The organism is Sulfuritortus calidifontis (assembly GCF_003967275.1).
Lineage (GTDB): Bacteria > Pseudomonadota > Gammaproteobacteria > Burkholderiales > Thiobacillaceae > Sulfuritortus > Sulfuritortus calidifontis.
The window spans coordinates 2,666,663-2,690,131 of record NZ_AP018721.1; the positions used below are offsets into that span (position 1 = coordinate 2,666,663).

At 69.2% G+C, this 23,469-nt stretch carries 34 protein-coding genes and 1 tRNA gene; 2 read left to right on the forward strand and 33 right to left on the reverse strand.

What is annotated here, in order from left to right; genetic code table 11:
• Nucleotides 1–7: 7 nt before the first annotated feature.
• Genes EL388_RS13450 through EL388_RS13475 form a run of 6 tightly spaced genes read right to left on the reverse strand, consistent with a single transcriptional unit; the run spans nt 8 to nt 8,437 of the window.
• Entirely contained in the window at nt 8–2,992 is a 2,985-nt protein-coding gene (locus EL388_RS13450) for a TipJ family phage tail tip protein (RefSeq protein ID WP_126463893.1), read from the reverse strand.
• Nucleotides 2,989–3,606 carry a tail assembly protein gene (locus EL388_RS13455; protein ID WP_126463894.1) on the reverse strand — a complete coding sequence of 206 codons (618 nt, stop codon included), beginning with the start codon at nt 3,604–3,606 and terminating at the stop codon, nt 2,989–2,991. Before EL388_RS13455 ends, EL388_RS13450 begins: the two co-directional genes overlap by 4 nt.
• A complete protein-coding gene (locus tag EL388_RS13460) occupies nt 3,603–4,316 on the reverse strand; it encodes a C40 family peptidase (protein WP_126463895.1) in 714 nt (237 codons plus the stop codon). The genes EL388_RS13455 and EL388_RS13460 overlap by 4 nt, the downstream gene beginning before the upstream one ends.
• Nucleotides 4,313–5,002, reverse strand: coding sequence for a phage minor tail protein L (locus tag EL388_RS13465; protein WP_126457894.1), 690 nt, complete (start codon nt 5,000–5,002; stop codon nt 4,313–4,315). Before EL388_RS13465 ends, EL388_RS13460 begins: the two co-directional genes overlap by 4 nt.
• Nucleotides 4,999–5,328, reverse strand: a complete 330-nt coding sequence (locus EL388_RS13470; protein ID WP_126457891.1) for a phage tail protein — start codon at nt 5,326–5,328, stop codon at nt 4,999–5,001. The genes EL388_RS13465 and EL388_RS13470 overlap by 4 nt, the downstream gene beginning before the upstream one ends.
• A gap of 1 nt (nt 5,329) precedes the next feature.
• On the reverse strand, nt 5,330–8,437 hold the full coding sequence (locus EL388_RS13475; protein WP_126457888.1) for a tape measure protein: 3,108 nt from the start codon (nt 8,435–8,437) through the stop codon (nt 5,330–5,332).
• Between EL388_RS13475 and EL388_RS13480 the strand changes: the two genes are divergently transcribed.
• Nucleotides 8,436–8,642 carry a hypothetical protein gene (locus tag EL388_RS13480; protein ID WP_126457885.1) on the forward strand — a complete coding sequence of 69 codons (207 nt, stop codon included), beginning with the start codon at nt 8,436–8,438 and terminating at the stop codon, nt 8,640–8,642. The genes EL388_RS13475 and EL388_RS13480 overlap by 2 nt on opposite strands.
• Here EL388_RS13480 and EL388_RS14000 read toward each other — a convergent pair.
• From EL388_RS14000 to EL388_RS13520, 10 genes are all read right to left on the reverse strand, one after another.
• Nucleotides 8,632–8,781 (reverse strand): hypothetical protein, encoded by a 150-nt coding sequence (locus EL388_RS14000; RefSeq protein WP_165919219.1) that lies wholly within the window; start codon nt 8,779–8,781, stop codon nt 8,632–8,634. The genes EL388_RS13480 and EL388_RS14000 overlap by 11 nt on opposite strands.
• A complete protein-coding gene (locus tag EL388_RS13485; RefSeq protein WP_126463896.1) occupies nt 8,781–9,188 on the reverse strand; it encodes a hypothetical protein in 408 nt (135 codons plus the stop codon). Before EL388_RS13485 ends, EL388_RS14000 begins: the two co-directional genes overlap by 1 nt.
• 3 nt (nt 9,189–9,191) lie before the next feature.
• A complete protein-coding gene (locus EL388_RS13490; protein WP_126463897.1) occupies nt 9,192–9,938 on the reverse strand; it encodes a phage tail tube protein in 747 nt (248 codons plus the stop codon).
• Between the two features lie 3 nt (nt 9,939–9,941).
• Entirely contained in the window at nt 9,942–10,115 is a 174-nt protein-coding gene (locus EL388_RS14005; RefSeq protein ID WP_165919185.1) for a DUF7210 family protein, read from the reverse strand.
• Complete coding sequence (locus tag EL388_RS13495) at nt 10,112–10,531, reverse strand: phage tail terminator protein (protein ID WP_126463898.1); 420 nt, start codon at nt 10,529–10,531, stop codon at nt 10,112–10,114. Before EL388_RS13495 ends, EL388_RS14005 begins: the two co-directional genes overlap by 4 nt.
• Nucleotides 10,531–10,959, reverse strand: coding sequence for a gp436 family protein (locus tag EL388_RS13500; protein WP_126463899.1), 429 nt, complete (start codon nt 10,957–10,959; stop codon nt 10,531–10,533). Before EL388_RS13500 ends, EL388_RS13495 begins: the two co-directional genes overlap by 1 nt.
• 9 nt (nt 10,960–10,968) lie before the next feature.
• A complete protein-coding gene (locus tag EL388_RS13505; protein ID WP_126463900.1) occupies nt 10,969–11,175 on the reverse strand; it encodes a hypothetical protein in 207 nt (68 codons plus the stop codon).
• Between the two features lie 12 nt (nt 11,176–11,187).
• Nucleotides 11,188–12,093, reverse strand: a complete 906-nt coding sequence (locus tag EL388_RS13510; RefSeq protein ID WP_126463901.1) for a Mu-like prophage major head subunit gpT family protein — start codon at nt 12,091–12,093, stop codon at nt 11,188–11,190.
• A 6-nt stretch (nt 12,094–12,099) separates the two neighbouring features.
• Nucleotides 12,100–13,116, reverse strand: a complete 1,017-nt coding sequence (locus tag EL388_RS13515) for a phage protease (protein WP_172599408.1) — start codon at nt 13,114–13,116, stop codon at nt 12,100–12,102.
• A 242-nt stretch (nt 13,117–13,358) separates the two neighbouring features.
• A complete protein-coding gene (locus tag EL388_RS13520; RefSeq protein ID WP_126463903.1) occupies nt 13,359–13,802 on the reverse strand; it encodes a phage virion morphogenesis protein in 444 nt (147 codons plus the stop codon).
• Between the two features lie 70 nt (nt 13,803–13,872).
• Here EL388_RS13520 and EL388_RS14010 point away from each other — a divergent pair.
• A tRNA-Cys gene (locus tag EL388_RS14010) sits at nt 13,873–13,946 on the forward strand.
• Between the two features lie 7 nt (nt 13,947–13,953).
• On the opposite strand, the gene EL388_RS13525 is transcribed toward EL388_RS14010, so the two are convergent.
• From EL388_RS13525 to EL388_RS13595, 17 genes are read right to left on the reverse strand one after another with little or no spacing between them, the layout of a single operon-like run.
• On the reverse strand, nt 13,954–15,294 hold the full coding sequence (locus EL388_RS13525; protein WP_126463904.1) for a phage head morphogenesis protein: 1,341 nt from the start codon (nt 15,292–15,294) through the stop codon (nt 13,954–13,956).
• Nucleotides 15,272–15,469, reverse strand: coding sequence for a hypothetical protein (locus tag EL388_RS13530; protein ID WP_126463905.1), 198 nt, complete (start codon nt 15,467–15,469; stop codon nt 15,272–15,274). Before EL388_RS13530 ends, EL388_RS13525 begins: the two co-directional genes overlap by 23 nt.
• The gene (locus tag EL388_RS13535; protein ID WP_126463906.1) at nt 15,469–17,094 is read right to left on the reverse strand and encodes a DUF935 domain-containing protein; all 1,626 of its coding nucleotides are present in this window, start codon (nt 17,092–17,094) and stop codon (nt 15,469–15,471) included. Before EL388_RS13535 ends, EL388_RS13530 begins: the two co-directional genes overlap by 1 nt.
• On the reverse strand, nt 17,088–18,524 hold the full coding sequence (locus EL388_RS13540; RefSeq protein WP_126463907.1) for a phage terminase large subunit family protein: 1,437 nt from the start codon (nt 18,522–18,524) through the stop codon (nt 17,088–17,090). The genes EL388_RS13535 and EL388_RS13540 overlap by 7 nt, the downstream gene beginning before the upstream one ends.
• On the reverse strand, nt 18,521–18,643 hold the full coding sequence (locus EL388_RS14380; protein WP_269470950.1) for a hypothetical protein: 123 nt from the start codon (nt 18,641–18,643) through the stop codon (nt 18,521–18,523). Before EL388_RS14380 ends, EL388_RS13540 begins: the two co-directional genes overlap by 4 nt.
• A complete protein-coding gene (locus EL388_RS13545) occupies nt 18,633–19,163 on the reverse strand; it encodes a DUF3486 family protein (RefSeq protein WP_126463908.1) in 531 nt (176 codons plus the stop codon). The genes EL388_RS14380 and EL388_RS13545 overlap by 11 nt, the downstream gene beginning before the upstream one ends.
• A gap of 2 nt (nt 19,164–19,165) precedes the next feature.
• Entirely contained in the window at nt 19,166–19,492 is a 327-nt protein-coding gene (locus EL388_RS13550) for a cytoplasmic protein (RefSeq protein WP_126463909.1), read from the reverse strand.
• Nucleotides 19,485–19,778: a hypothetical protein gene (locus tag EL388_RS13555; RefSeq protein ID WP_197721794.1), complete on the reverse strand. Its 294-nt coding sequence runs from the start codon at nt 19,776–19,778 to the stop codon at nt 19,485–19,487. Before EL388_RS13555 ends, EL388_RS13550 begins: the two co-directional genes overlap by 8 nt.
• Entirely contained in the window at nt 19,768–20,331 is a 564-nt protein-coding gene (locus EL388_RS13560) for a hypothetical protein (protein WP_197721795.1), read from the reverse strand. The genes EL388_RS13555 and EL388_RS13560 overlap by 11 nt, the downstream gene beginning before the upstream one ends.
• Complete coding sequence (locus tag EL388_RS13565) at nt 20,328–20,813, reverse strand: lysozyme (protein WP_126463910.1); 486 nt, start codon at nt 20,811–20,813, stop codon at nt 20,328–20,330. The genes EL388_RS13560 and EL388_RS13565 overlap by 4 nt, the downstream gene beginning before the upstream one ends.
• 59 nt (nt 20,814–20,872) lie before the next feature.
• The gene (locus tag EL388_RS13570; RefSeq protein ID WP_126463911.1) at nt 20,873–21,235 is read right to left on the reverse strand and encodes a Mor transcription activator family protein; all 363 of its coding nucleotides are present in this window, start codon (nt 21,233–21,235) and stop codon (nt 20,873–20,875) included.
• A complete protein-coding gene (locus tag EL388_RS13575) occupies nt 21,235–21,453 on the reverse strand; it encodes a hypothetical protein (protein WP_126463912.1) in 219 nt (72 codons plus the stop codon). Before EL388_RS13575 ends, EL388_RS13570 begins: the two co-directional genes overlap by 1 nt.
• On the reverse strand, nt 21,450–21,818 hold the full coding sequence (locus tag EL388_RS13580) for a hypothetical protein (RefSeq protein ID WP_126463913.1): 369 nt from the start codon (nt 21,816–21,818) through the stop codon (nt 21,450–21,452). The genes EL388_RS13575 and EL388_RS13580 overlap by 4 nt, the downstream gene beginning before the upstream one ends.
• Entirely contained in the window at nt 21,811–22,296 is a 486-nt protein-coding gene (locus EL388_RS13585; RefSeq protein ID WP_126463914.1) for a hypothetical protein, read from the reverse strand. Before EL388_RS13585 ends, EL388_RS13580 begins: the two co-directional genes overlap by 8 nt.
• Nucleotides 22,293–22,727: a regulatory protein GemA gene (locus EL388_RS13590; protein WP_165919187.1), complete on the reverse strand. Its 435-nt coding sequence runs from the start codon at nt 22,725–22,727 to the stop codon at nt 22,293–22,295. Before EL388_RS13590 ends, EL388_RS13585 begins: the two co-directional genes overlap by 4 nt.
• 58 nt (nt 22,728–22,785) lie before the next feature.
• On the reverse strand, nt 22,786–22,992 hold the full coding sequence (locus EL388_RS14015; RefSeq protein ID WP_165919188.1) for a hypothetical protein: 207 nt from the start codon (nt 22,990–22,992) through the stop codon (nt 22,786–22,788).
• A complete protein-coding gene (locus tag EL388_RS13595) occupies nt 22,989–23,465 on the reverse strand; it encodes a hypothetical protein (protein WP_126463916.1) in 477 nt (158 codons plus the stop codon). The genes EL388_RS14015 and EL388_RS13595 overlap by 4 nt, the downstream gene beginning before the upstream one ends.
• Between the last annotated feature and the right edge of the window lie 4 nt (nt 23,466–23,469).

Genomic DNA, 23,469 nt, shown 5'->3' on the forward strand with positions numbered 1-23,469 from the left:
GATCTCCTTATGCGGGTATCTTGGCCGCCACGGATAGTTCCGAGACGGCGATATTGTGTTGCTGGTCGCCGGACGTGAGCGCGGCCTTGAAGCGCGCGTAGCGCCCTGCGAAATCGGCGGTGATGAAGGGCGTCCACGGCCCCCAGACCGCGCCGTCGTCAGACATGGACGCGAATACCGTCGCGCTGCAGTCGTTGATGTCGCCATGCACGTTGAGCCAGTCGTCCACCGGCTGCGTGCGCGCGTCGATCATGTTGGCGGCATCGTAGGACAGCGCCTGAACGTGCGCCTGGAAGCGCCGCGCGGCCGACGTGCCGAGATCGAGCACGGCATCGAAGGCGTATTCGCCGCTGGATACGATGCCACCAACGGTGTCGATGTCCTGTTGATCGTCGATGTCGCCGTAGTCGTCGATGGCGGTCGCGTTGGCGAGCCGGATCGCGCCGCCGTCGCGATAGATGCCGCTCATCTGCCCGGCGAATGCCGGATGCTGCACGCTGGCCGCCACGGTCTGAAAGCCCGTCAGGATCGCCTCGGTCATCACGAAGCTTGCGGCATTGGCGCTGTAGTGGCCGCCGGAATCGACGAACTTGGCGAAATAGGTGCCCTGGGCGAGCGAGACGACGGCATTGCTCGCGCCGCCGTTGTGGGCGCCGTCCGGCAGCACGACGGCGGCATCCCAGATCGCGCCGCTGATGAGTGGCGACCAGCGGATCTCGATGTCGCCGCCGACCAGCACGTCCAGATCGGTGGCGCGATCCCATGCGGCGAACGCCATGCCGGACAGCGGCCGGACGGTAAAGCCGGTTACATCCTGAGGGGCGGCGGTGATGCCGTAAATCTCGCGCCGGATGGTCGCGGGCGCAGAGCGCCGGCCCAGCGCGTCCACTGCCACGACAGAGAAATCGTAGATACCAGGTTCAACGGGCGCGATGTCGATGGACGCGCCATCCGTCACGGCAGATCCCGTCAGGCCGTCCGTGCGTGTCCAGCGCACTTCGTATCGTGCGCCGGAGCCAGTCCATGAGAGCGTAGCGCGCCCTGCCACCACGGCCGGATTGAGCAGGTAGAGCGATTCCGTCACCGCCAGCCCGGTCGGCGGCTGCGGCCGCTCTCCCAGCAGCGTGGTGCGCACAGGATCGAGCACGATGTCGCGCTCAATGGCGTCGTATTTGCCGGGCTGGTGCGCCAGCGCCGTCACCTCAACCTGATGCCAATCCACTTCGCGCAATGCCACCACACGCCAGAGCGTCGGCGCAAGATCGGAGGCGGCCAGCACCCACACCGCGCCCGCGACCGGCGCGGCAGGCAGGGCAGAATCGAGCGCGAGCACAGACGCCTGACCGGGCGCGTTGGTCACCGCGCGGCTGGCCACCACGCCGTCGGTCAGCATGACGGAGAGCGTGTGGCTCTTGCCGTATTCGATGGTCACCGGCGCATCGAGCGTCACGGCGGTCGTGGTCGCGTCGAGCACGCGGCCGCCGAAGCGCACACCGGCGCGGGCGGCGTCCTGCACCGCGATCACCGCGCCCGGCCACACCAGCGCCCCTTCGAGACCGGCGCGGAAGGTGACCGTCTCGGTCTCCGAGCGCTCGGTATAGAGTAGCCACCGTCCGACACGGTGCGCCTGGCCGCGCGAGGTGCAGCCCACCGCGACGATCTCGGTTTCGCGCACGCCGAACCTGGCGATGCCTTCCTCGTCCTCGACGTATTCGATTTTCTGGCGATACATGTCCGCCGGGTCGTTCCAGGTCACCAGCGCGACGGTGTGACGCTGCCGCGCCGACGACCCGGAATAGGTGAACATCCCATCGACCACGTTGGCGGCGTTGAACAGCGCCACCGGGTCGGCGGGCGCATCCTGCGAGCAGGTGAGCGTGCCGTTCGCCCACCATGCCATGCCACGGAAAATCGCCGCCATTTGCTGGATGACCGTATAGGCTTCTTGCCGCGTCTGCAAATAGAGGTTACATGTAAAGCGCGGCTCCATGCCGCCGAAGCCGTCCGGCACCAGCTCGTCGCAATATCGCGCGATCTCGTAGAGCGCCCACTTGTCGATCTGGCTTGCGTCCAGATACTGGCCGAGGCCATAGCGTTCGTTCGTGAGCAAGTCGTAGAAGCACCATGCCGGGTTGTCCGTCCAGGCGATCTTAAAGCTGCCGTCCCAGACGCCGCTATAGCTGCGCGCGATGGGGTCGTAGTTGACCGGCACGCGCACGCGCAGGCCCCGGATGTCGTAGCCTCGGCGCGGGATGCGGTTGAACTGCGCCGAATCGATCTGGATCGCCACCAGCGCGGAATGCGGATACCGGAGCTTGGCGTCGATAATCTCGGTGGTGCTGTCCCAAAAGGTCTTGTTCTGGACATTGGCCTGGGTCGCATCCGCCGTGATGCGCCGCACGCGCACCTGCCACGGCCCAGGGGCTGGCAGGTCGATACGGTAGCTGCGCTGGTAGCGGCTCATCGTCTTGCCGGAGATCGTGTCGCGCTTGACTTCCTGCCAGCCGCCGCCGTTGTTGTCGATGTCGATGGCGATCTCGACGGACGTGCCAGACAGGTCGCCGGTCGATTGGTTCTGGTACGAGAGCTGCGGCACCGAGACGGTGACGCGCACGGCGGAAAGATTCGGGTTGGTGATGGCGCGCACCACCGGCGCGGCGGCCTTGACCTCGGTCGCCACGGCGATTTCGTTCTCGACCGCCGCAAATCCAGGGACGTAGGCCTGAGTCGGCAAGCCGTTCCTCCAGGCGACCGACACCCCGGAAAAGTTCAGCGTGCCGTCGGCGTTCTGGATCGGCGTATTGTCCAGATAGATGCTCTTGAGGCCATCGACCAGGCCCTCGATCTCGCCCTCGGAGAGCACATCGATCACGCGCGCGTAGGCGCGGCTCCGTAGCGTGTTCGGCGCTTCGGTCGGCACATGGGAAGAGCCGCCACCGCCGCCCTTGCCGCCGCCACCGCCGCCCGCGCCGCGCACGATCAGATCGTTCATGTCGCGTACTCCTCGGCGGCCATGCCGGCAGAGACTACTTGCGAGCCGACGATGAGTCGCCCGTAGCACACCGGCACCGGATTGCCCTGCGCGGCGGTATTAACCGGCCCATCGAAGGCGTAGGACGGGCGGTTTTCCGGTCGCTCCGGCGCGCCGGGCGTCTTCGGCTGCGGCGCGAGCATCTGGGCGACACCGCCGAGAATCAGCGACATGCCGATGTTTCCGGCGATGAAGGCCGCCATCGTCGAGCCGCCGGCCGCGAACGCAGCCTTGGCCGTCAGATCGAAGAACGCGCCAGCTCCGCCGAGCGTGAAAAACGCCGCGCCAAGCAGCGCCGCGCCCAGGATCACGCTGCCCAGCCCGCGCCCGGCGCCAGCCGTGACCGGCACGATGCGGATGTCGTCCTCGGCAGGCATCGCCAGCGTGTCAAGGTCGCGCGCCGCCTTGCCATCGAGCACGCGGTAGCCTGGCCTGGAGCGCTCGATCACGTGCTGCCGGAAGCCGGGCAGCGTCGCGCACAATGCGCGCACGGCCTCGGCGGGCGAGCGCACCTCATATCGGTGACGGCGTCCGAAGCGCTTGCCGAGATGGCCATAGAGCAGCACGGTCCTCATGGCAAGATGCTCCGATGGCGCAGTACGTGCGTGGTGACCTTGCGCCAATAGCCGCCATAGACATCTCGGCTGGAGAGCCTGCCGTGACAGTGGTGGATTAGATACCCATCGGCATCGATCACCCCGGCATGGTTGGGCACGGGGCTGGCCACCTGCATCAGCACCGCGTCGTGCGGGCGCAGATCATCCGGCGCGATCTCGATAAACCCGGCCTCGGCGAAGTTATCGAGATACAAATTGCCGCCCTTGAGCCACCAGTCGTCCTCGCGCCGGTAGTCGGGCAGCTCGATGCCGCAGACCTCGCGGTAGTAGTCGCGGCACAGCGCGAAGCAGTCCAGCACGCCATGCACGAAGGGCCGTCCGATGAGCGGCGCGCGGTAGCCGGATGGCGCCATCACCTGATGCGCGCCCGCCGGGTGCGCGACGATCAGCCACGGCAGGTTTGTCGCCTCGCACATCACCAGGTCGGCTTCCGATGGCACGGGCGGCAGATGCACGTGGCTGTGGCACACCGCCACCACCTCGCCAGCCTCCTCGGCGGCGGCCTGGTCTTCCGGATGGATCATGAACTCGGCCTCGCCGGCGATGTTGCGGCAGGGCCAGTATTTGAGCCGCCCCTTGACCACCACCGCCAGCCCGCAGCACTCGCGCGGAGCCTCGCGCGCGGCATGCTCGCGCACGGCATCGAGAATGGGAGAAAAGTCGATCATCGCAGCAGCCCCACGGCAGGGAAGCCGCCGAACGGGAGTTCTGCGTATGGCCCGAAGCGCAGCTTGCAGGAAGCGAGCCGCTTGCCGCAGCGGTCTTTTGCCGGGTCGGCGGTCGGCTGGTCTTTCTCGTCGGCGACCGCACCGCCGGTGTAGCCGCACTCCGGCCCCCGGTAGCGCCACGGGCAGACGTTCTGCACGAACTGGCGGCGCGGCAGCATCACGCCGGCCAGGTCGAAGGCCGCCGCCAGCTCGAACTCCACCAGCAGCTTGTTCTCGGTGGCCTTGCGATCGACGAACCAGATTTCGCGGTCGATCACCTGGTTCGGGTCGGCCTGCGGGTTGCCGCCGGCGAAGTTGACCGCGTCGAGATACTTGATGAACGTGCGCTCGCGGATGAGCTTCGCGCCGATCAGATCGTCGGCCACCGCGCCCACCAGCCCGCTGACGTTGGCGACCGCCAGCTTCGGGCGCGGCAGCGCGCCTTGGCCGGAACGCGCGAAGCCGGAGGCCTCGATTGGCAGGCTGGTATAGGTCAGCCCGCCGAACACGATGTCGCCGCCCAGCTCGTTCGGGCCGTGCGGGGTGAAGCGCAGCACATCCATGCCGCCCACGACGGTCGTATCCAGCTCATAGAGCTCGACGATGGCTGGAAGCTGGGCCTGCTGGATGTCGGCCTGGATGCTCACAGCGCCACCTCCTCGAAGGTCGCGGCCAGCTCCGCGCCGCCGCCAGGCCCGTATGACACGCTCCAGGATCGGCACACCCACTTGCCGGGCAGGTGATCCAGCGCCGTCCAGTCGAACGCCTCGACGCCAGCGCGCGCGCGCAGGAAGTCATCCGCCGCCTTGACCGTCGCCTCGTCCGCCGCCAGGCGCACGCTCCACTTGCGCAGCAGGGTGTTGATGCCATCCGGCGCGCGCTGCTCGTAGCCGTCGCCGAAGCGTGTCACGCGCACGCGCGGGCTCATCTCCATGCGCTCGCCAGCGACGACGGGCCAGCCCCACGCTGCCATCTCAGGCCCCCGCCAGCAGCCCGCCGGGCCGCTTCTCCGCCACCAGGATGCCGCGCACCGCGCCGGCGATCATGTCGCCGAGTTGCCGCGCGCTGCCCGCATCGCCTTCGACCCGCGAGCCGGAGGCGTCGACAGCGACGTTGACCACGACATTGCCCGCCCCATGCGCCTCCACGCCCAGCCTGCCATCCGGCCCGCGTTTGAGCGGCATGATGGCCTCCGGCCCGGCCTCGCCCATCAGCCCCAGGCGCGGGACGCCGCCGGCGGCGAAGGTGAACAAGGTCGGCGCGGCGACGATACGGTTGGCATACTGCGCCAGCGATGCGGACTTATAGACGCCGCCTTGCGCGTTTTTCTTCACGCCGCCGAAGGAAGGGAACAGCCAGCCAAATATCTGCTCCGCCGCCCGCTGCGCGAAGATGCGCGCCAGCGACTGCAGGATGGACTGCGCCATCGAGCGGAAGGCGTCCGACACCTTCTTCGTGCCGGTCACGATGTCGCCGAAGGCGGTCGAGAAGGCATCCTGCATCTGCCCGGCGACCTTGGTCATCAGCGAATCGGCCACCGGCTGGGTCTTGAGAATCTCGGCGCGCAGGTTCTCCATGCGCCGCGCCACCTCCTCGGGCGGGAAGAGCGTGCGCATGGCCGCTTCCAGGTCGGGCAATAGCGCCTCCAGCGCGCCCTTGGTCTCACGCGCGGCGGCCTCGATGCGCGCCTGCGCCTGCGCGGGAGTCAGCGTGCCAGCCTGCTGCAAGACGTTGGCGTTGTCCTGGGCCTGGCGCATGCGCTCGATGGCCTCGCGCCACTTCGCTTCCAGCGCGGCGAGATTGGCCTGCGCGGCCTTGACCGGCACGAGCTTGTCCACCAGCTCGCGCAAGGCCGGGTCGTCGCCGAAGCGGGCGAGCAGCTCGTCGTACTCGCGGCGGATGGCGGCCAGGCGCATCTCGGGCGTCTCGGCGCCGGTGGCCTGGGCGAACTCCTGTGCGAGCCTGGCCTTGATGTCGGCCAGTTCATTGTCCAGCCTGGCGCGATCGACCTGGATCGCCAGATCAACCGCCACCCGGCGGTCATTCAGGGCATCGAGCTGCGCCTGCAATTCAGCCGCCCTGCCGGTCGCCTCGCGCAGTTTGTCTGCGATCTCGGCCTGCTCTTTGGCGTCCTTTGGCTTCACGGCGGAGAGCCGCCGGATCAGGTCTTGCTGCGCGGCGAGCTTGTCGGAGAGGTCGCGCTCTTCCAGATCGAGCGCGCGGCGCTGGGTTTCGGCCCTGGCCTGCCAGTACTGGTCTTCGGTGATAAAACGGCCCTTGTAGGACGCTTCTATCACGCTTTCGGCCGTCTTCAAGCCGTCCTTGAGGCGGGCGAGTTCGGCGTCGAAGGCATCGGCGAGGGAGGGCAGCCGGGTTTCGCTTTTCTCGAACGACTTGCGCACCAATGCCTCGGCTTGCTTGAACTTATCGGAATTCAACGCGATCCCGGCCTTCGCGGCCTGCTCACGCAGCTCCTTGAGCGCGGCGGAAAGCGGGTCGAGCTTCTTGCGATATTGGTCGATGTACTGGTCGAACTGCTTGCCGAGCAGTTCCGCGCCCAGTACGGTAGGGCCGCCGAGCGCTTTTTCGCGCGCTTCGATCTTGGCAAGTTCATCCTTGCGCGCGGCGAGTTCTGCGCGCACCCGCTTGAGTTCCTCGGCGGCCGCCTTCGAACCGGCCTTTGCCACGGACTCATTGAGCAGCCGCTCCTTTTGCTCCAGCGCGGCGATGCTCTCGCGGAAGATGGCGGCGTCGCCCGTGCCGAATCGCTCCTCTTTGCGCAGCCGCTCGGCGGCCTCACGCGCCGCGTCGATGGCGTCCCTGGCTTTGTCAGCCGACGATTTCGCGCGATCGCCCCAGATGGCCCAGGCCGTCGCTCCGGCGGTGAGCAGCGTGAGTATCAGGCCGAGCGGGCCGCCGACCAGGCCAAGCGCCGCGGACAGGCCGCGCGTGATGCCGGTTCCGGCGGCCATCGCCGCATTGTGCGCCGCCTGAGCGGCGGCGAGCCGCTGCTGCGCCGGGACAAGTTGCGTCTGCACGACGGAAAGACGCGCCATGCCGCTCGATGCGGCGACCGCTGCATTGGCTGACGCAAGCATGGCCTGTGCCTTGGCCACCTCGTGGGCGGTCACGGCCTGAGCCGAAATCGCCGCCTGCCGGTCGGCGGCGATCTTCGCCAGCATCTCGCCGATGGCTGTGCGCGCCGCCTGCGCGCCGCGCACGATGGCGGCCGTCATGGCCCCGGCGGCGGCGACACCCGCCACCCCCAGCGCCGTCTGCATGTGCTGCGCCAGCGCCGAGAAGCCGCTGGCCAGCCCCGCCGTCGCGCCCGTCGCCCGATTGAACTCATCGACCACGCGGCTAAACTGGTCGCGCACCTCGGAGAGCGACTGGCCTATCGTATTTGGCATGCGCGCGGCTTCGTCGGCTAGTTTCTGCCGCTGCGATTCGAGCGCGCGCGTGATGATGTCCGTGGTGAGCAGACCCTGCTCGGCCAGCTCGCGCAGGCGGCCGATCGGCAGGCCAAGGCCATCGGCCAGCGCCTGGGCGAGCCGCCCGCCGTTCTCCATGATGGAATTGAACTCGTCGCCACGCAGCGCGCCCGCGCCCAGCGCCTGGGAAAACTGGCGGATGACGGAGGAGGCCTCGGCCGCTGAAGCGCCTGAGACCTTGAGCGCCAGCGCGGTCGCCTCCGTGGTGCGCGCCACTTGTTCCTGCGTGAGACCGAAGCCGCGCGCGCCCTGCGCGAGCCGCGTGTAGAGCGTGGCCACCGCCTCGTAGCCCGCGCCCGTCTGCGCCGCGACCCGGTAGGCCAACTGCTGCGCGGCGACGAATTCGCGCAGGCCGTCCGTGGAAAGCTTGAGCCGCGCATTGACCGCCTGCACTTGATCGGCCAGTTGCGCAAGGCCGGACAGGCTGTTGTTGAGACCCGAAAACGCAAAAGCGGCTGCGCCGTAATGACCGATGCGGCGCAGCGCCTGAGCAAGCCGGTCGGACTGCGATTCGACGTCGCGCAGCGCGGCCTTGACACGCTGGTTGCCCTCTAGCGCGAGGCGGATGGCGATGGTAGTATCGGTCGCCATGTGTCAGTCCATCCTCTCCGGTCTTTTCACGGGCGCGCTGCTCGTCGCCATGCCTGCGGCAGCCTTCCTGCTGTGGGCAGGCGGCCTTGGCTGGATCGTCATGACGTGGGCTTGCGTGCTCATCCTGGGCATCGTGCTCGGCATCGCCGAAGGCGTCGGCTGGCGCTGGCCGAGGATGCTCGGCCGCATCCTGTTCATGCGCTGACCGCCTTCAGCCACTTCTCCCACCCCTTTTCATCCGCCTGCGCGGCCCGCGCCGCCACCGCCGCTGCGAGGAGCTTCTCGCGCTCGATCCGCACCACGGCTTCGGCGAAATCGCGCGCCAGCGTCCACGGCATCTTCATCACGGCTGCGTAGTCGAATCCTGCGCCGACGAGTCGGGCGACCCACTCGTGCCACCAGAGACGATCCGCGCCAGCCGCTCGGCCGCCTGATTGATCGCGGGCAGCACGCGCTGGACGAAAAAATCCCAGTTCACCTCCAGCACGCGGGAGGCGAGCTCCACCAGCACGTCCGGTTTCTGCGCGCCAAGCCAGGCGCGATCCACTCTGGCGCCGATGGCGGTGGCCTCGATCACGGCATTTGAATTGCGCATGATCGCGCCCAGGATGTCGCCACGGACCATATCTACGACGATGGGCGGGATCACATCCAGAAAAGTCGGCAGGTCGTCGACGTCGACCGACTCGATGCTCTCGATGTAAGCATCGAGGTCTTCTAGTGCGATCTCCTTGACGTAATCTCTAGCCATGGCTTACCCCGCCATCATCACGCGACCGAACATGCCGAGCATGGGATCGTTGGCCTTGGTCGGATCGGCCAGCACCGAGCCCTCGAACTCCAGCTTGCCCAGATCGTCCTGGATCAGCGCCAGGTTCTTGATCGGGTCGAACTGCACCTTGTGGAGTTCAACCAGCACCGGCGCGTTGGACTGCGCCGTGTTCACCCCGCGCAGGCGCAGCCGCCGCGCGGGCGGATTGACCAGGAACATGCCCACGTTCTTCGCCGCGCCGTAGGCGTAGTCCACCTTCCACGGCATCGTGGTGCCGGTGGTGTCGAGCACCTTGATCGCGCCGAAGGTGGCATCCAGCTCGTATTGCGTGGCCGGCACTGTCGCGCTGGTGCCGTCCCTGACCACCACGCTCGACACGCCAACCGGGTTGGCCAGTGGATACACCATGCCGGCCGCCACCGTGCCCAGGCTCTCGTCGGTGACGGTGCCGGCGGCGCGGCTGGCGGTCTGGCCGTAGAAGCCCAGCGCCAGGTTGTCCAGGCTGAAAGATTCCAGCGTCATCTTGATGCTGGCCTTCTTGGCCTTGATGAGCCGCACATCGGTCATGCGCTGGCCGGACCACGATTCGGTGTGCTCGATGGTCTCCACCGCCAGATCGACGGTGAGCGACGGGCAGTTGCCGACCTCGTATTCCTCCAGCGCGTTGCTGCCGGCAGAGCCCAGGGAGACGATGCCCTGGAAGCTGAAATATTTAGTGTCGATGGCCATGTCTTACTCCTTGCGGTTGGGTTTGTCGGATTTCGGCGCGGGTGGCGCTGCATCGGCTTCGCGCGCCACGCCGGCGTCGATCAGCCAGCGCGCGGCATCGTCCGGCAGGTCGAGGGTGTCGCCGGGCAGCATCTTCATTTGGGCGTGGGTGTGAGGTTTCAGCAGTTCGATTTTCATGGCGTTCTCTCGATGATCTCGACGGTCTCGAAGGCCAGCGGCCACAGCAGCGTGCCGGCGGCGTAGTCCGGGCGCGGGGCGGAAACAGGCTGCATGGGCTGCCAGGCGGGCGTGGGCTGCCAGCCCAGGAGCCGCGCGAAGGCTTCGCGCACGATGGCCGATGCATCGGCGCGCGCCGCATCGCCCTCGCGCACCCGCGCGGCGTTGGACACCGCCACCACCACCAGCCAGCGCACCGCCACGCGGCAGCGCGCGCTCGACGCATCGAGCACGCGGTATCCGTCCGCGCCGACGAAGAGGGCCGGCAGGCGGCGGCCGGCGATGCCGTCCTGCCCGAAGTCGGCCAGACCATGCACCCCGGCGACGCCTGTGATGTCCGCCAGGCGCGCGCGGATGTGGCTTTCGGCGTCCAGCATCAGTAGCCACCCATCTGATCAGGGCCGAACACCGGCGCCGGGCCGGATTTGGCGGCGGCAAGGCTTTGCGCGGGCTGCTGTTCCTGCGGCAGGCCGGCGGGCAGCCCCAGGCTCACCCGGCCGCTGGAGAGGTTCTCCAGCAGGCGGCGGGCGTCCTCGTAGCGTGCGCGCACCTCGTCGGACGCGCGGTCTTCCCACAGCCGGTAGCGCGCGATGTCGCACGCAATGCGGGCCAAGAGCGCCGGCACGGTCGGCAGCGGCAGCAGGTAGCGGCTGGCCAGATAGCCGTCGATCTCGGCCTCGGCGTCGTCGAGCGCGCGCTGGACGACGGCCGTGTCCATCACGCCGCTGCCTGCGCGGTCGGTGAGCTGGATCAGCTCATCCTCGCCGTAGCGCGTCGCCAGTTCAGCCGCCGTCGCGTAGGCCATGCCTTACTCCTACCCAACCTCGGCTACGGCCAGCGCCGGATCTGCCTTGAGGTCCGCGGCCTGCCAGGGTTGGACTTCCACCACCTGCGGCTCGCGGGTGAAGGGGCCAAGCCCGGCGCGGAAGCGCGGATAGCTGCCGTGGCTGGCGGCGGTGCGCACCATCAGGCGCACCATGCCGCCATCGGCCTTTGCTGGTTTGTCGGCCTTGGTCGCCATCACGCGCTCCTATCAGGCCACCAAGGGCGATACGATCAGATCGACCGCGCCGAAGTTCGGGTTCGACGCGCCGCTGGCCAGCCGCTCGTTCTTGACGATCTCGATGGCGGCTGCCCGCAAGCTCGGCGGCACCACCAGCACCGTGGGCTTGACGCCGAGCGGGCGGCCGCCGTCGGCCTTGATCGACTGCATCGCCGCCATCGCCGAGTTGAAGTTCGCCGCGTCCAGCGTGGCATTGGACTTGAAGGCCATCTGCCAGAAGCCGAAACCGGCGCTGCAGCGGTAGCGGATGCCGTAGCGGTACTCGTCGCGCACGAACACGCCTTCGTCGTTGGTGGCGGTCATGGCCTCCAGCTCCGGCGTGGTGCGCTCCTGGAAGATGAGCGGCTTCAAGGCCCGGCTGGTGTCGAGCAGATACCAGGGCGCACCCGCGCCTGCTTGCAGGTTGGCGACGGTGGTCGCCGTGCCGGTGCCGTCCACGTTGGGGTAGACCGGGTGGTCGGTGTCAAAGAAGTTCTGGCCGTCGTAGCACAGGGTCGATTCGCCAGCGGCCAAGAGGCCGAACACCAGCTCGTCGCCGTGCGCCTTGGCTGCGCGCCCCATCTCGGAGAACAGCGGGGCGTAGATGCCCACGTTGTCGTCCTCGATGTCGGTGCGTTTGACACCGACGGTCGCCTCGAACAGCTTGTTGGTGATCTGGTAGCCCTGCGCGGCCATGTCCTTGACCACGCGGTCGCCCACCCATTCGCGCAGCTTGGGGAACTGGTTGAGCCAGCCGTAGGTGTTACTGGCGTTGGAGGACGGCACGCGGGTGGCGACCTTCTCCCAGTCGGTGGGGGTGGCGATGAGCGCGTCCTGGAAGGCTTTCGAGAAGCCGGTGCGCAGCGAGGTGATGAGTGCGGGGGTGATGATGGCCATGTCGGGTTACTCCTTGATGAGGGTTTTCTTGTGCGCGGCGAACTCCGCCTCGCTCATGCCTAGAAGCGCGCAGGCGATGCGGTCCTCCTCGGTCAGCGTGTCCGCATTCGGCGCGACGCGGTGCGCGCTCTTGTCGCCTTCCGGCGGCAGGATCGCCGGGGCCTTCTCACACCAGTGCGCGAAGCCTTCCGGGTCTTTGCTGGCGTAGGACAGCGCCCAGTCCTTCATCGCCGGGGCGAGCTTGCCCGCGCTCATGGCCGCCCGCACGGCGGCCTCGGCCTTCTCCTGCGCGATCTGGGTCTGGAGCTTGGCCAGCTCGTCGGCCACGGCCTTGTGCTGGCTCATCGGCACCCACTCGGCGGGGTCGGGCTGGCGGCTCTGCGCCTCGGTCTTGAGGGTGGCGAGCTGGTCGATGGCCTTCTGCAACTCGGCCACCAGCTCATCGGGCGTGGTGGTCGCAGGCAAGTTGAGCATCATGACCAGCCGCTCGAACAGGTCTTCCGGCATGGGGTCTCCTTTCTGGTGTGCGACAGGGGTAAGGTCGAGATTCGGGTAATGCGTGAGGCCCGCGCCTTCGATCGACAGCACGCGGCCCTGCTTGTCGTGGCGAAAGACCGGGGAGAGGTAGCGGTATTCCTTGTCGGCGATCAGCCCGGCGGCGCGCGGCGTCCACTCCACCCGCCCCCACAGCGCGCCCTCGCGCGCCTGCAGTTCCTTGATCCACCCGGCGGCGGGCACCGGCCCGCTCTTCCCGTCTGCCTCCAGCGTCTGGTGGTCGTAGTCGATGGGCAGGTCGATGCCGCCCTGCTCGAAGGCGGCCAGCACCGCCTCGATATCCAGTGTGTAGGGTCCCCTCCCGTCCCGCCCGGAAAAAGTGCCCGCCGGAATGAGCATCACCCATTCCGGCGGCGAAGGGGGCGCATCGGCCCCTGGCTGGAGGAGCGGCAGGGAGACGGCGTGCCAGACGCGCGCGCCGTGTGCGGCGGCGTGCATGGCATCGAGGAGTGGATGGCCGTAGGTCATGCCGCCATGATCCGGGCGGCGAGGCATGCGCGGCAGCGCGAAACGGTTCAGCCGGGCCGGGCGGCGGCGGGTTTTTTCAGGGGGGCGCGGGCGGCGTCGGCGGACGGCATCCGGACAGGCCCGGCAAGGGGTTCGAATCGGTTCGAAAGGCCCCTGTTTTTACGTGGCAAGGGGTAGATAGCCACCCGCCCCAAAAAATCGATCTACGGGCCTTAAAACGGCCTTGCGGGTTTGCGGGCGGTTCAGAGCGGTCGGCCTTCGATCCAGCGCGAGAGGATGTCGATGATGGCGGTGCGGTCGGCGTCGCCCAGCGCGCGCGCCTGCGGGTCGGCCATGAGCAGGCCGCGGCGCGGCATCTTCTGCGTGCCGTATTCGTGGAAGGCGGCGTAGGGCTTGCCGAAGCCCACCACGGCCTCGCCGCGGCTGGCGCGGCTGGTGAGCGAGTCCAGCAGGTCGCCGCTGTGGTAGAGGATGCGCCCGCGCCCCTTCTTGCGCGCCAGCGTCTTGGCCGAAAGCCTCGCCCAGGCCTGGCCCGCCGGGTCGCGCTGGGCGTCGAAGCGGTCGGATATGCGCGTCTCCAGCTCCGCGGCAATCGAGCGCATCGCAGGCTCCGTGTCTTCCACCCGGCGGGCCAGGCGCGCGAGAGCGGCGCGCAGCTCGCGGTCGTCGATGGTGATGTTGATCATGGCGTCTCCTTGCCAATGACGCCGCGCGCTTCGATGCGCGGGCGTAGTTGAGCTACACTTGACGCACGGCGACGCGGTGCGCCCTGACAGGTAACGGGACTGCGCCAGCAGAGAATGTGCGGGTTCGATTCCCGCCCCGCGTCGCCGCCTTTCATTCCAGCGCCCCCCACAGCACACGAACCTCGCCGGCGGCCACGCGCCGCCTGACGATGGCCATGTCCTGGAGGTAGGCCGACTTGACGGCATTGGTCACGCCGCGCCGGCTTTTCTTGTCCACGAAATCCACCTCCACCGCCAGCTGCGGCGCGCGGCCATCCGCGCCAGGCAGCAGCCACAGCGGCTTGCCGCTCTTGAGGTCGAGCAGCAACGCCACGGGCTTTCGCCACAGCGCAGGCAGCGCGCGCCATGCGTCTGCGGCGATGGCGTTGCCCGCATCTTCGTGCCGGTCGGCCTTGGGGCCGCGCACCAGGCCGGGCCTTACCATCACCTCCGCAGTCTGCGGCGCGATGCCGGCAGCTCGCAGGTGCGCCAGATCGCGCGCTGAGATCACGCCCAGCCAGCCGAGCCGGTTGCGCTCGCGCCGCGCCAGCGCGTCGCCGATCCAGCCCGCCCAGTCGCGCTCGACGAGCGCTGCCAGGTCGTCGCCCAGCCGCGCGCCGATTGAAGCGGCATAGCCTGCCACCTTGTCGCGCGCGGCATCGATCACCCCCCGCCAGCGCGCCGCCGCCTCGCCCACGTTGTAGCCGAAGCCGGGATCGATGGCCCAGGGCACGCGCCTGACCTCGCCGGTCTTCGGGTTCTTCCAGTCCACTTCCGGCTCGGCGGGCGGCGTGGTCTTGAGCGCATCGCGCCGCGCCTCGACCTCGGAAGCGCGCATGGAGACGGCCCGGCAGCGGCAGCGCCACCCATTGGGCGGGTAGTGGGTCTGCCACCACGGATCGTCCACCGGCAGGGTGACGCCATCCCAGGCGCGGTGCGACTGGCGCACGCGCTCGTCGTGCATGGTGACGTAGCGCAGGAACGGGTGGCTCGCCTTGGCCGCCTGGATGCGCTCCCAGCGCCCCGCCGCGTGCGCCATGCGGCTGTTGACGTCGTAGATGAGCTTGAGCCGCGCCGGGTTGAAGCGGGTGGTGCGCGCCTCGCCATCCGGGCCGATGACCTGCTTTTCGCCCCACCATCCGGCGTCGGCGAGCAGCGCGCGGGCATCGCGCATCCAGTCGCGCCGCGACAGATCGCCCGCCACCGAGCGCGCGAGCATCTCGTAGAGCCCTTGCAGCAGGTCGGCACGCGCCAGGCGGCTCACGGTGAAGGCGCGGGCGTGCTCATCGTGCCAGAGCGCGTGCCAGTCGTAGCTGACGCGCACCGCGTCGCGCGCGGCCATGTAGCGCACCGCCTCCTCGGGCGGCATGGCAAAGGCGCGGGCGAACTCCTGCGGGCTGGCCGCCGCCTGTAGCGGCGCGTCGCCCGGATCAGCGGCGATTCGCACGGGCATGCTCGCGCTCCCAGTCGTCGCGGCAGTCCACCGAGCACCAGCGCAGATGCGCGGCCACAGGCTCGCCGCACCACAGGCATGCGCCGTCGGGCGCCGGACCGGCGGCGCGGCGCAGCCGCAAGAGGCGCTCCATCTCGCGCTCCAGGCACTCGGCGGCGATGTCGGCCTCGTCCATCAGCCCGCCTCCCTGCCGTGCACGCCTGCCAGCCGCGCGGCGAACTGAGCGCGTGCCAGCCGCTCGGCCAGCGCGTCGATATGGATGTCGGGCATGTGCGCGGCGATGATGTCCAGGATTTCGGCAGCGGTCGCGCCGCGCGCGGCGGCCTCATCCAGCAGGGTCTGCACCGCGTCCGCCGCCGGTGCGAGCTGCGCCTGCCAGTCTCCGGCGGCCTCGTCTGCCAGCGCTTCGAAGGCGTCCGCCGCTGCCTGCGCATGGGCCGCGCAGCCGCAGCGCGTCGCATGCAATGCGTGCACGGCGGGAGCTACATCCGGCGTAGCGGCCATTGGCGAACCGGAAGTTTCGGCGCGGTTCGCCATTCGGTTCGCCAGTGGTTCGCCAGCCGGGTTGGGCCCGGTTGGGCCGGATGGCGCCGGATTCAGCACCGGCTCGCCATCCTTGACTTCCGGGATGCCGAACTTCTCGCGCACCCACCACTGCGGGATGGGCATGCCCGCGCCGGTGAGCTTGACCACGTGGTCGGCCAGGGCGGTGAGGTCGTTCGGGTCTTCGACCAGCAGCTTGAGCACCGGCAGCGGCGCGGCGTCTCCAAGGTTCAGCCGCACGATGGGCGCGATGAGATCGCGCGTGAGCGTGGCGGCCATCGCCCGCGCATCGGCCTCCAGCAGCTCGCGGCGAATGTCGTTGTGCACCCGCGCTTGCGACAGGCTCGCGCCGTCGTCGGTGGTCATGGTCTGCCCCAGCACGGCCTTGCTCACCTGCCGGTCGAGGTAATCGATCAGCTGGTGGTACAGATCGGCGGATGCCGACTTGCTGCCGGATTCGATGAGCTCGAGCGCCATCTCCTGCGGGATCACCGCCGCGGCATCACTGCCGAGCGAGAACGCCGCCTGCTTGAGCACGGCCACGTCCTCGGGGCTGGCGCCCTGGTGGTATTTGCCCACCCGGATGGGCTGGCCGAACAGCTCGGCAAACCGCGCCCAGTCGCGCATGGCGTAGCTCTTGAACACCCAGGCCCACAGCGCGCTTCGCGCCACCCCGCCCAGCAGCGGAATGCCGGATGCCACCGGCGGGGCGTGCACGATCATGCGATACGCGGGAATCTCCGCGCCCTCCATGCTGCCATCGACCAGCCGCAGCAGCCGCCCGGTGTCGCGATCCCACGTGAACCAGTGCGCCTCGCGACGGAGGATCTGCTTCGGGTACCACACATCGCCGGATGTCTCCCACACGATCTCGGCCACGGCATACCCCTTGGCCACCGCGTCCATGAGATGCGTGATGAGCACGGACAGGTCGCTTTCGCGCACGGCGTCCGTCACCAGCTCGGCGGCCTTTTGCGCCGCGGGCGAGTCGTCCCAGGGCTGGATGTCGATGGGCAGCCCGGCTACCGCCAGCGTGCGCGTTTGCAGCACCGCGCGGTAGTGCAGGTCTTTTTCGGCGATGTCGTCCGCCGCGAGCAGGAAGTCGTGCGCGTCGCCCATGGCGGCCCGGCGCAGCACGTCGGCCACCATCGCCGGGGTCATCGAGGCCAGCGGCCGCCACTGCCAGACGCTGCGCAGCCCCGTCTGCGCGGGGCGCGCGATTTCGGTCGTAAGGTCTTGCTTCTTCGGCGTCACCATCCTGCCCACTCCTGGGCGCGCCCGCGCCCGTCAATGTCGTCCCGGCGCGGCGCGAAGCCGCGGCGCGCGACAGACTCGTATCCATACACCGGCACACCCTCGCCGGCGGCGGCGCAGGCCAGCGCCAGCGCCCAGAAGCGGTCGGCGTGGCCCGCGCCGTCGCGGTCGGCCAGGAGCTTCGGCACGCCGCCCGCGCCCGGCTCCATGCGCACGGCGCGCAGGTCGTCGATCAATGCATCACGCGCATCGCCATGCACGTGATGCATGAGCAGCCGCCGCGCCTGCAACCGATCCTTGAGCGCCACGGCCATCTCCAGCTTGTTCGAGGCGTTGAACAGCACGCCCGACACCCGGTATTGCCCATGCCGCCGCTGCGCTTCCTGCACCGGCATCTCGCCCATGCCGGTCTGGTCGATGGCGCAGCGGGCCACGCGATAGCTGCGGAACACCGCATCCAGCCGGGCCAGCTGCGCGGCGAAGCTCTCCCCGCGCATCACCTGCATCTCGCGTAGCGCCAGCACGCCCGCGCCCACGTCCTCGAGCACGGCGATCACCGAGAGGTCGCCGCGCGCAGCAATGTCCATCCCAACATAGACCGGCCGCCCGTCGTAGGGCGGCAGCGGCGGGGCTTCCAGCGCGGCAAGGATCTCCTCGTAACTCAGCCACTCCCGCCCGGCGCGGTCGAGAAACACGCACTCGAACTCCTGCGCCCAGGTGTCCGGGTCGCGCGCGGCGCGTCGCAACTCGGCGATGTCGCGCGGCAGGCCATCCATCACCGCGTCGTGGATCGTGACCACGTGGCGGCTCCACAGGCCGTCGCCAGAGCGCCGGGCCGCCCCAAGCTCTGGCGCGGCCCCCTTGGGGGGCAGCGCAGGGTGCTCCGCACCCAAGCGTGGGGGCCCGTCCTCGGCGGTCACGATCTCGTGGAACATGTCGCCCACCCCGTTCGGGGTGGAGATGACGCGAATCTTCAAGCCGGGCTTGGAGACCACCGGCACCAGCGCCCGCCACAGCGCGCGGTTGTCCTTGTGGTGGGCGAACTCGTCGAGGATGAGGTTGTCGCTCATGCCGCGCGCCGTCTCGGGCCGCGCGGCGATCGCGCGCACGTAGGAGCCGCCGGGAAAGCGCACCATCGCCGCCTGCTCATCGAGCCCCAGGCTGGTGTCGGTCAGCTCCTCGAAGGCCGCGCCGATGGCCCGGCAGTGCAGCTTGACGCCGTTGTTCATGGCGTCCAGCGCCCGGTCGCGCGAAATCGACAGAATCGTCCAGCGGGAAATCCGCCCATCGGCCTCGGCATCGAGGCAGTCGAGCACCGCCTCCAGCGTGGTGGTGAAGGTCTTGCCCGTCTGGCGGCTCCACATCGCCGCCTTCCAGCGGCTGGCATCAGCCAGGTAGCGGCGCTGGTAGGGGTAGAGGATGGGGGCGGTCATGACAACTCGATCACCACGACCGTTCGCCACAGATGGATGCACAGCCCGTCCCACCAGTAGATGCCGAAACCGGCCACCGGGTCGAAACGCCGGTAAATCCGCAGCCCATTAACCGCCATACAACCCCTCCCGGATGGCCTTGAGCGTCTCGGCATCGAGCGCCTTGCCCGCATTGCGTGCGACGCGCTCCACCTCGTCGATCTTCGCCCGCACCTCGTCCGCCCACCGCTTTTGCCCGATGCTGGCGCGACTGGCCTCGGCGATCGCACGGGCGGCCTGGCTCAAGACCTTGACCTGCTCGGCCGGGTCGGCGATGTCGGCCGCCTCGGTCACCCGGCTCATGGCGTCGAACAGTGCCGACTGCACCATGCGCAGCACGGCGGCGGAGTGCTCGTCGGCCTCGTCCGGCGATGCCTGCGCGATCAGCCGCGCCGCCTCGGTGCTTGCCTTGATGCGCAGCATCACCGCCTGCACCCGCTGGTCGTAGCGGTGCAGGCTGCTCTTGCCGATCTCGTAGCCCTGCTCTTTCAGCCACGCAGCCAGCGCCTCATAGCCGCCGTGCGTGCGGTCGGCCAAGAGGCGCTCCAGCTCGGCCTTGAGCGCGGGCGGCAGGGTGTCCACTTTGCTGCGGCGCGCCATGCTCACCACCTCGGCGGGCGCGCCAGGCCCGCTGGCGCGTCGGCGCGGTACTCGTACACGTCCTCGCCGAGCGCGGTGAGCTTCGCCGACCAGATGGGCGAGGCATCGCGCACGATGGCGGCGAGCCCGTGGGATTCCAGCCAGCCGAGCTCGCGCCGGATGAGGTCGGCGGTGGCGTAGATCGGGATCTCGTGCGCGCACGACAGCAGGACATCTTCGCGCGTGCCGTAGGGACGCGCGTGCCACAGCGCGGTGAGCATCAGCCAGCGCAGCGCTTCGCGCTCGGCGCGGGCCATGTCGATGGCGGCATCGATGCGGCGTTCAGTCATGGGATGATCTCCTGGCGAGCAGCTCGTAGAGGCGGTCGAGCTTGGTGTTGATGGCGGTGAATTCGCGGATGGCGTCCTCGCGCCGCTGGTAGTGCAGCGGCAGCTCGGCCATCAGCCGCTCGAAGCGGCTCTCCAGATCGTCGATGCGGGTGAGCCGGATCTCGATGTCGGAGAGCAGCCGGCCGGCGAACCACTTGAGCAGGGCGAAGATGCTGGCCATCAGCGTCCCGCCGACGGCCAGCATGGCAGGCCAGTTGCCCGCGCCGATCAGCACGTCACCTTCCATGCGTCACCTCGTCCCAGTGGCGGATGGCGTCGATGCGGGCGCGGCAGTCGTCGTAGGCGCCGATGGCTTCGGCGATCCAGGCTCCGAGGTCGGCTTCGCGGACTGGCTCGCCGGGATCGGCGGCAGACTCGGCAGCGGCTGGAGCAGGCCCGGCGGCACGCGCGGGCAGGTCGCCGGCACCGGCGGCGCCGAGCCGGGCGTTGAGCAGCCCGCGAGCAGCGCCAGACAGGCCGCAAGACTGGGCAGTCGGTAGCGCATAAAGACTCTCCTTGAGGCGTTTTTCGGTGGCGGCAAGGCGCGCCTGTGTCGCATGCAATGCGTGCACGGCCCGGCGTTCCGCATCCTGAGCGGCAGCCAGGCGCGCGGCGGCCTCTTCGGCGGCGCGGCGCTGAGACTCGGCGGCTTCGGCACGGCACTGGGCGGTGGCGGCCTCTGCGCGGGCGATGCGGCCCTCGTTGAGCCTGCCATTGAGCGCGTAGCCACTGGCAAAACCAGCGCCCACGCAGACGAGCGCGGCGGCGATGGCGGGCCATGGCGTGGTGAGCGGGATCACTGCGCCGCCTCCCCGATGCACTGCCGGTACTCGGCCTCGCGGCGCTTCTTGAGCCCGGCGAGTTCGACGCCGCCTGCGCGCGTCCAGCGCAGGATTTCGCGGCAGGCCCCGGCGTAGTCCGGCGGGGTCTGCTTGAGCTTCTTGACCAGCGTGGAGCGGCAAAACGCCGCCGACCCGATGTTGTAGGCCAGCGACTGGAACGCCGTCGCCTCGCCGGGCGAGAGCGGCACCTCGCCGATGCATGCGGCGGCCTCGCGCCAGATGCGGTCGGCATCGCGCGCGAGCATCACCACGGCGCGCTCGGGCGTGACGGTATCGCCCGGCTTTACGGGCCTGCCGTCCGGGTGGGCGGTGGAGCCAAAGCCCACCGTCTGCACGCCCGCGCCGTCGTCATACGCGCGCGACCGATACCCCTCGTGCACGGCGATGCCGGACACGGTGAGGGCGGAGACGGTGATCAGGATGGCGGGCGTGCGTTTCATGCCCAGGATGGTGCCGCGCGCGCGAGCGGCGCGGCAGGCCGAACGCGTTCAGGGGTGGGTCAGAACAGCGTGCCGTTGAGATCTGGCTCGGGCAGCCGCCCGAGGATGTTGTAGATGTGCCGCTCGGTGTAGCCGTAGCGCCGGGCCAGCGCCTTGACGCTTGCGCCCGCATCGTACTCGGCGCGGATGCACGCGCGCACAGCCTCGCGCCGCGCGCCGTCGCACTTGGGGATGTAAAGCTCCGTGCCGCCCACGTAGCGCACCAGCGCCTCCTGCGCGGGCTGCGGCAGGTCCACGAGCGGGCCTGAGAGCGGCAGGCGCTTGGGGATGGCGACCGACAGCCCGCCGCAGGTCTGGATGAGCGTCTCCAGCGCCTCGCGTCCGATGAGCTGCTCCAGAAAGCGCGTGTCGGCCAGCGCCATCAGGCCGTCTCCCGCTCGATGAGCCGGTACAGCCACACATCGCCCTCGCGGCGGCAGGCGATGTCGAATCCGTTGGCGCGCAGCTCGGCGATGCAGGAGTTCACCGCGCACACCGATGCGCCGACCACGATGTCGAGCGTGGTGTGCTCGCGCCCGTCGGAGAGATAGTCCAGCACCCGCTGCAAGCGGGCTGACGTTTCCAGCCTGGCAGCTTTCATGTCGTGATCCTCAGCTTATCGCGCAGCTCGGCCAGCATGCGCAGTGCCCTCTTTCTGTCCTCATCGCTCACTTTCGGCGGCGGCAGCTTCGCCTGCTCTGGCCGCGCGGGCATGTGCTCCCAGATCGCAGCCGGGGCAGGCCAGCGCGTGCAGTGCGCGGCCAGCCGCCGGAACGCTTCGCGCAGGCGCGGCGCATCGAGCGCCTCGTCCCAGGCCACGCCGCGCACGATCAGCGCGTCCGCCCAGGCCAGCGCCACTGCCTCCACCGCATCCGCAGGCGGGCAGCCGTCGAGCCTGAGCACCAGCAGCCGCTGGATGCCCTCGGCCACCTCGGCCACCAGCCAGCCCGGCGCGGCATCACTCATGGCCCACCTCCCCGCGCGCGCGGCGCTTGAGCGCCTCCAGCCGCATCACGCCGTCCACGGTGGCCGAAGGGGCCTTGATGCGATCCACCCGCTGCGATGCATGCGGCGCGGGCTGCGCCACCATCACCGCGCCCGCCGCCTGCGGCGCGCCTTCGAGCACGCGCTTGAGATATCCGTGGCTCTTGATGGGGGTCGCGCCCCCCTTGGCGCGGATGGCCTCCGTGGTCTCTGAGAGCGCCAAGGCCAGCCGCGCGGCATCGTCCGACAGCGCCAGCGCCTCGCGCGCGAGCCTGAGCGCGCGATCCCAGCGCAGATCCTGCTTCGCAGGCCGCCACAGACCAAGATACCCCACCAGCGCGCGCGAGAGCGTCGCATCCAGTGCGGACAGCACGCCGAGCAGCTCGCGCGCGGCGTCATCCTGGACGATGGCCTCCAGGCTCAGGTGGCTGTGGCACACCGGGCAGCGCCCCAGCATCATGCCGCCGCCCCCTTCTTGGCGCGCTGGCGCTTCCAGCGCATCAGCCCGCTGATCACGCTAGAGGCCGCCTCCTTGGTAAGCCAGGCCGCCCGATCTACACGCGCCGTGCGGCGCAGAAAGGCGGCCAGCCGCGCATCCGACAGCCCCGCGTCCCAGCCCATCTCCCAGGCCAGCCGCTCGATGGTGGCGAGCTGCCAGCGCGTCACCATCCCCGGCGCCTCGGCGCACGCCGGCGCGGCGGCGCGCACCTGCGCACCCATTCGCCCCCAGTGGTCGATGAGCCTGACCAGCTCGGCCACCGTCATGTCGCGGCAGCTTTCCTTGCCGGTCACCATCTGCTGGACGGCGCGACGGTCGTCCTCATCCGCGCACCCGGCCTGCTTTGCCGCCATGTGCGCCTGGGCCATGAGCGTTCTGCGTCGTGCATCCATATCGTCTCCTGCAAGATGACCCCGTGCATGCCCACGCGCGCGATGGGCATGGGCTGGGTCACGCCGCGGCCATGTCCTGCCAGAGATAGCGCCCGGCAATGGCTTCGTACGCCTTGATGGCGTGCTCCGCACGACCGTGCATAGCGATGTCGTGCAGCGCCTGCTCATACCGCGCCAGCCGCGCCATGGCGAGCACCACCACATCTGCGTCAGTCTTTGTAGACATCCCGGTCGCGATGCGGTCGATCAAGTCATCGGTCATCATTTCTCCGCCCTCCACGTCACGGCAGCCGACTTGCCCACCGTCAGGCATGCGCCGATGGCAGGCTTCAGCGGCTCGTCGCCGTCGCAGGCCATCTCGATGAGCCGCGCCTCCGGCTTGTAGGCGATCTCGGTCTTTACCAGATCGGCAAAGCGCTCGCCCAGCACCGCGCGCAGCCGCTCGGCGTCCTTAATCTTGACCGCCTCGCGCTCGGCGATGGACGCACGGCACACCCCGTGCACGATGAGGCTCGCGCCCGCGCCGTGCGCCTCGATGAGCTGCGCGTGGATCGCCTTGAGCTGCGCATCCAGCTCGTCGATGCGCTTTTTGATGTCCCAGCCCTGCATCACCAGCCGGATGTCCGCCGCTGCCAGCGGCACGATCTCGCCGCCATCGCGCAGCAGCTTTTCGCCGGCGGGCAGGCCAGCCTTGGCCATCTTTGCCGTGTCTTGCTCTTTCGTTGCCACTTTTGCCATGATG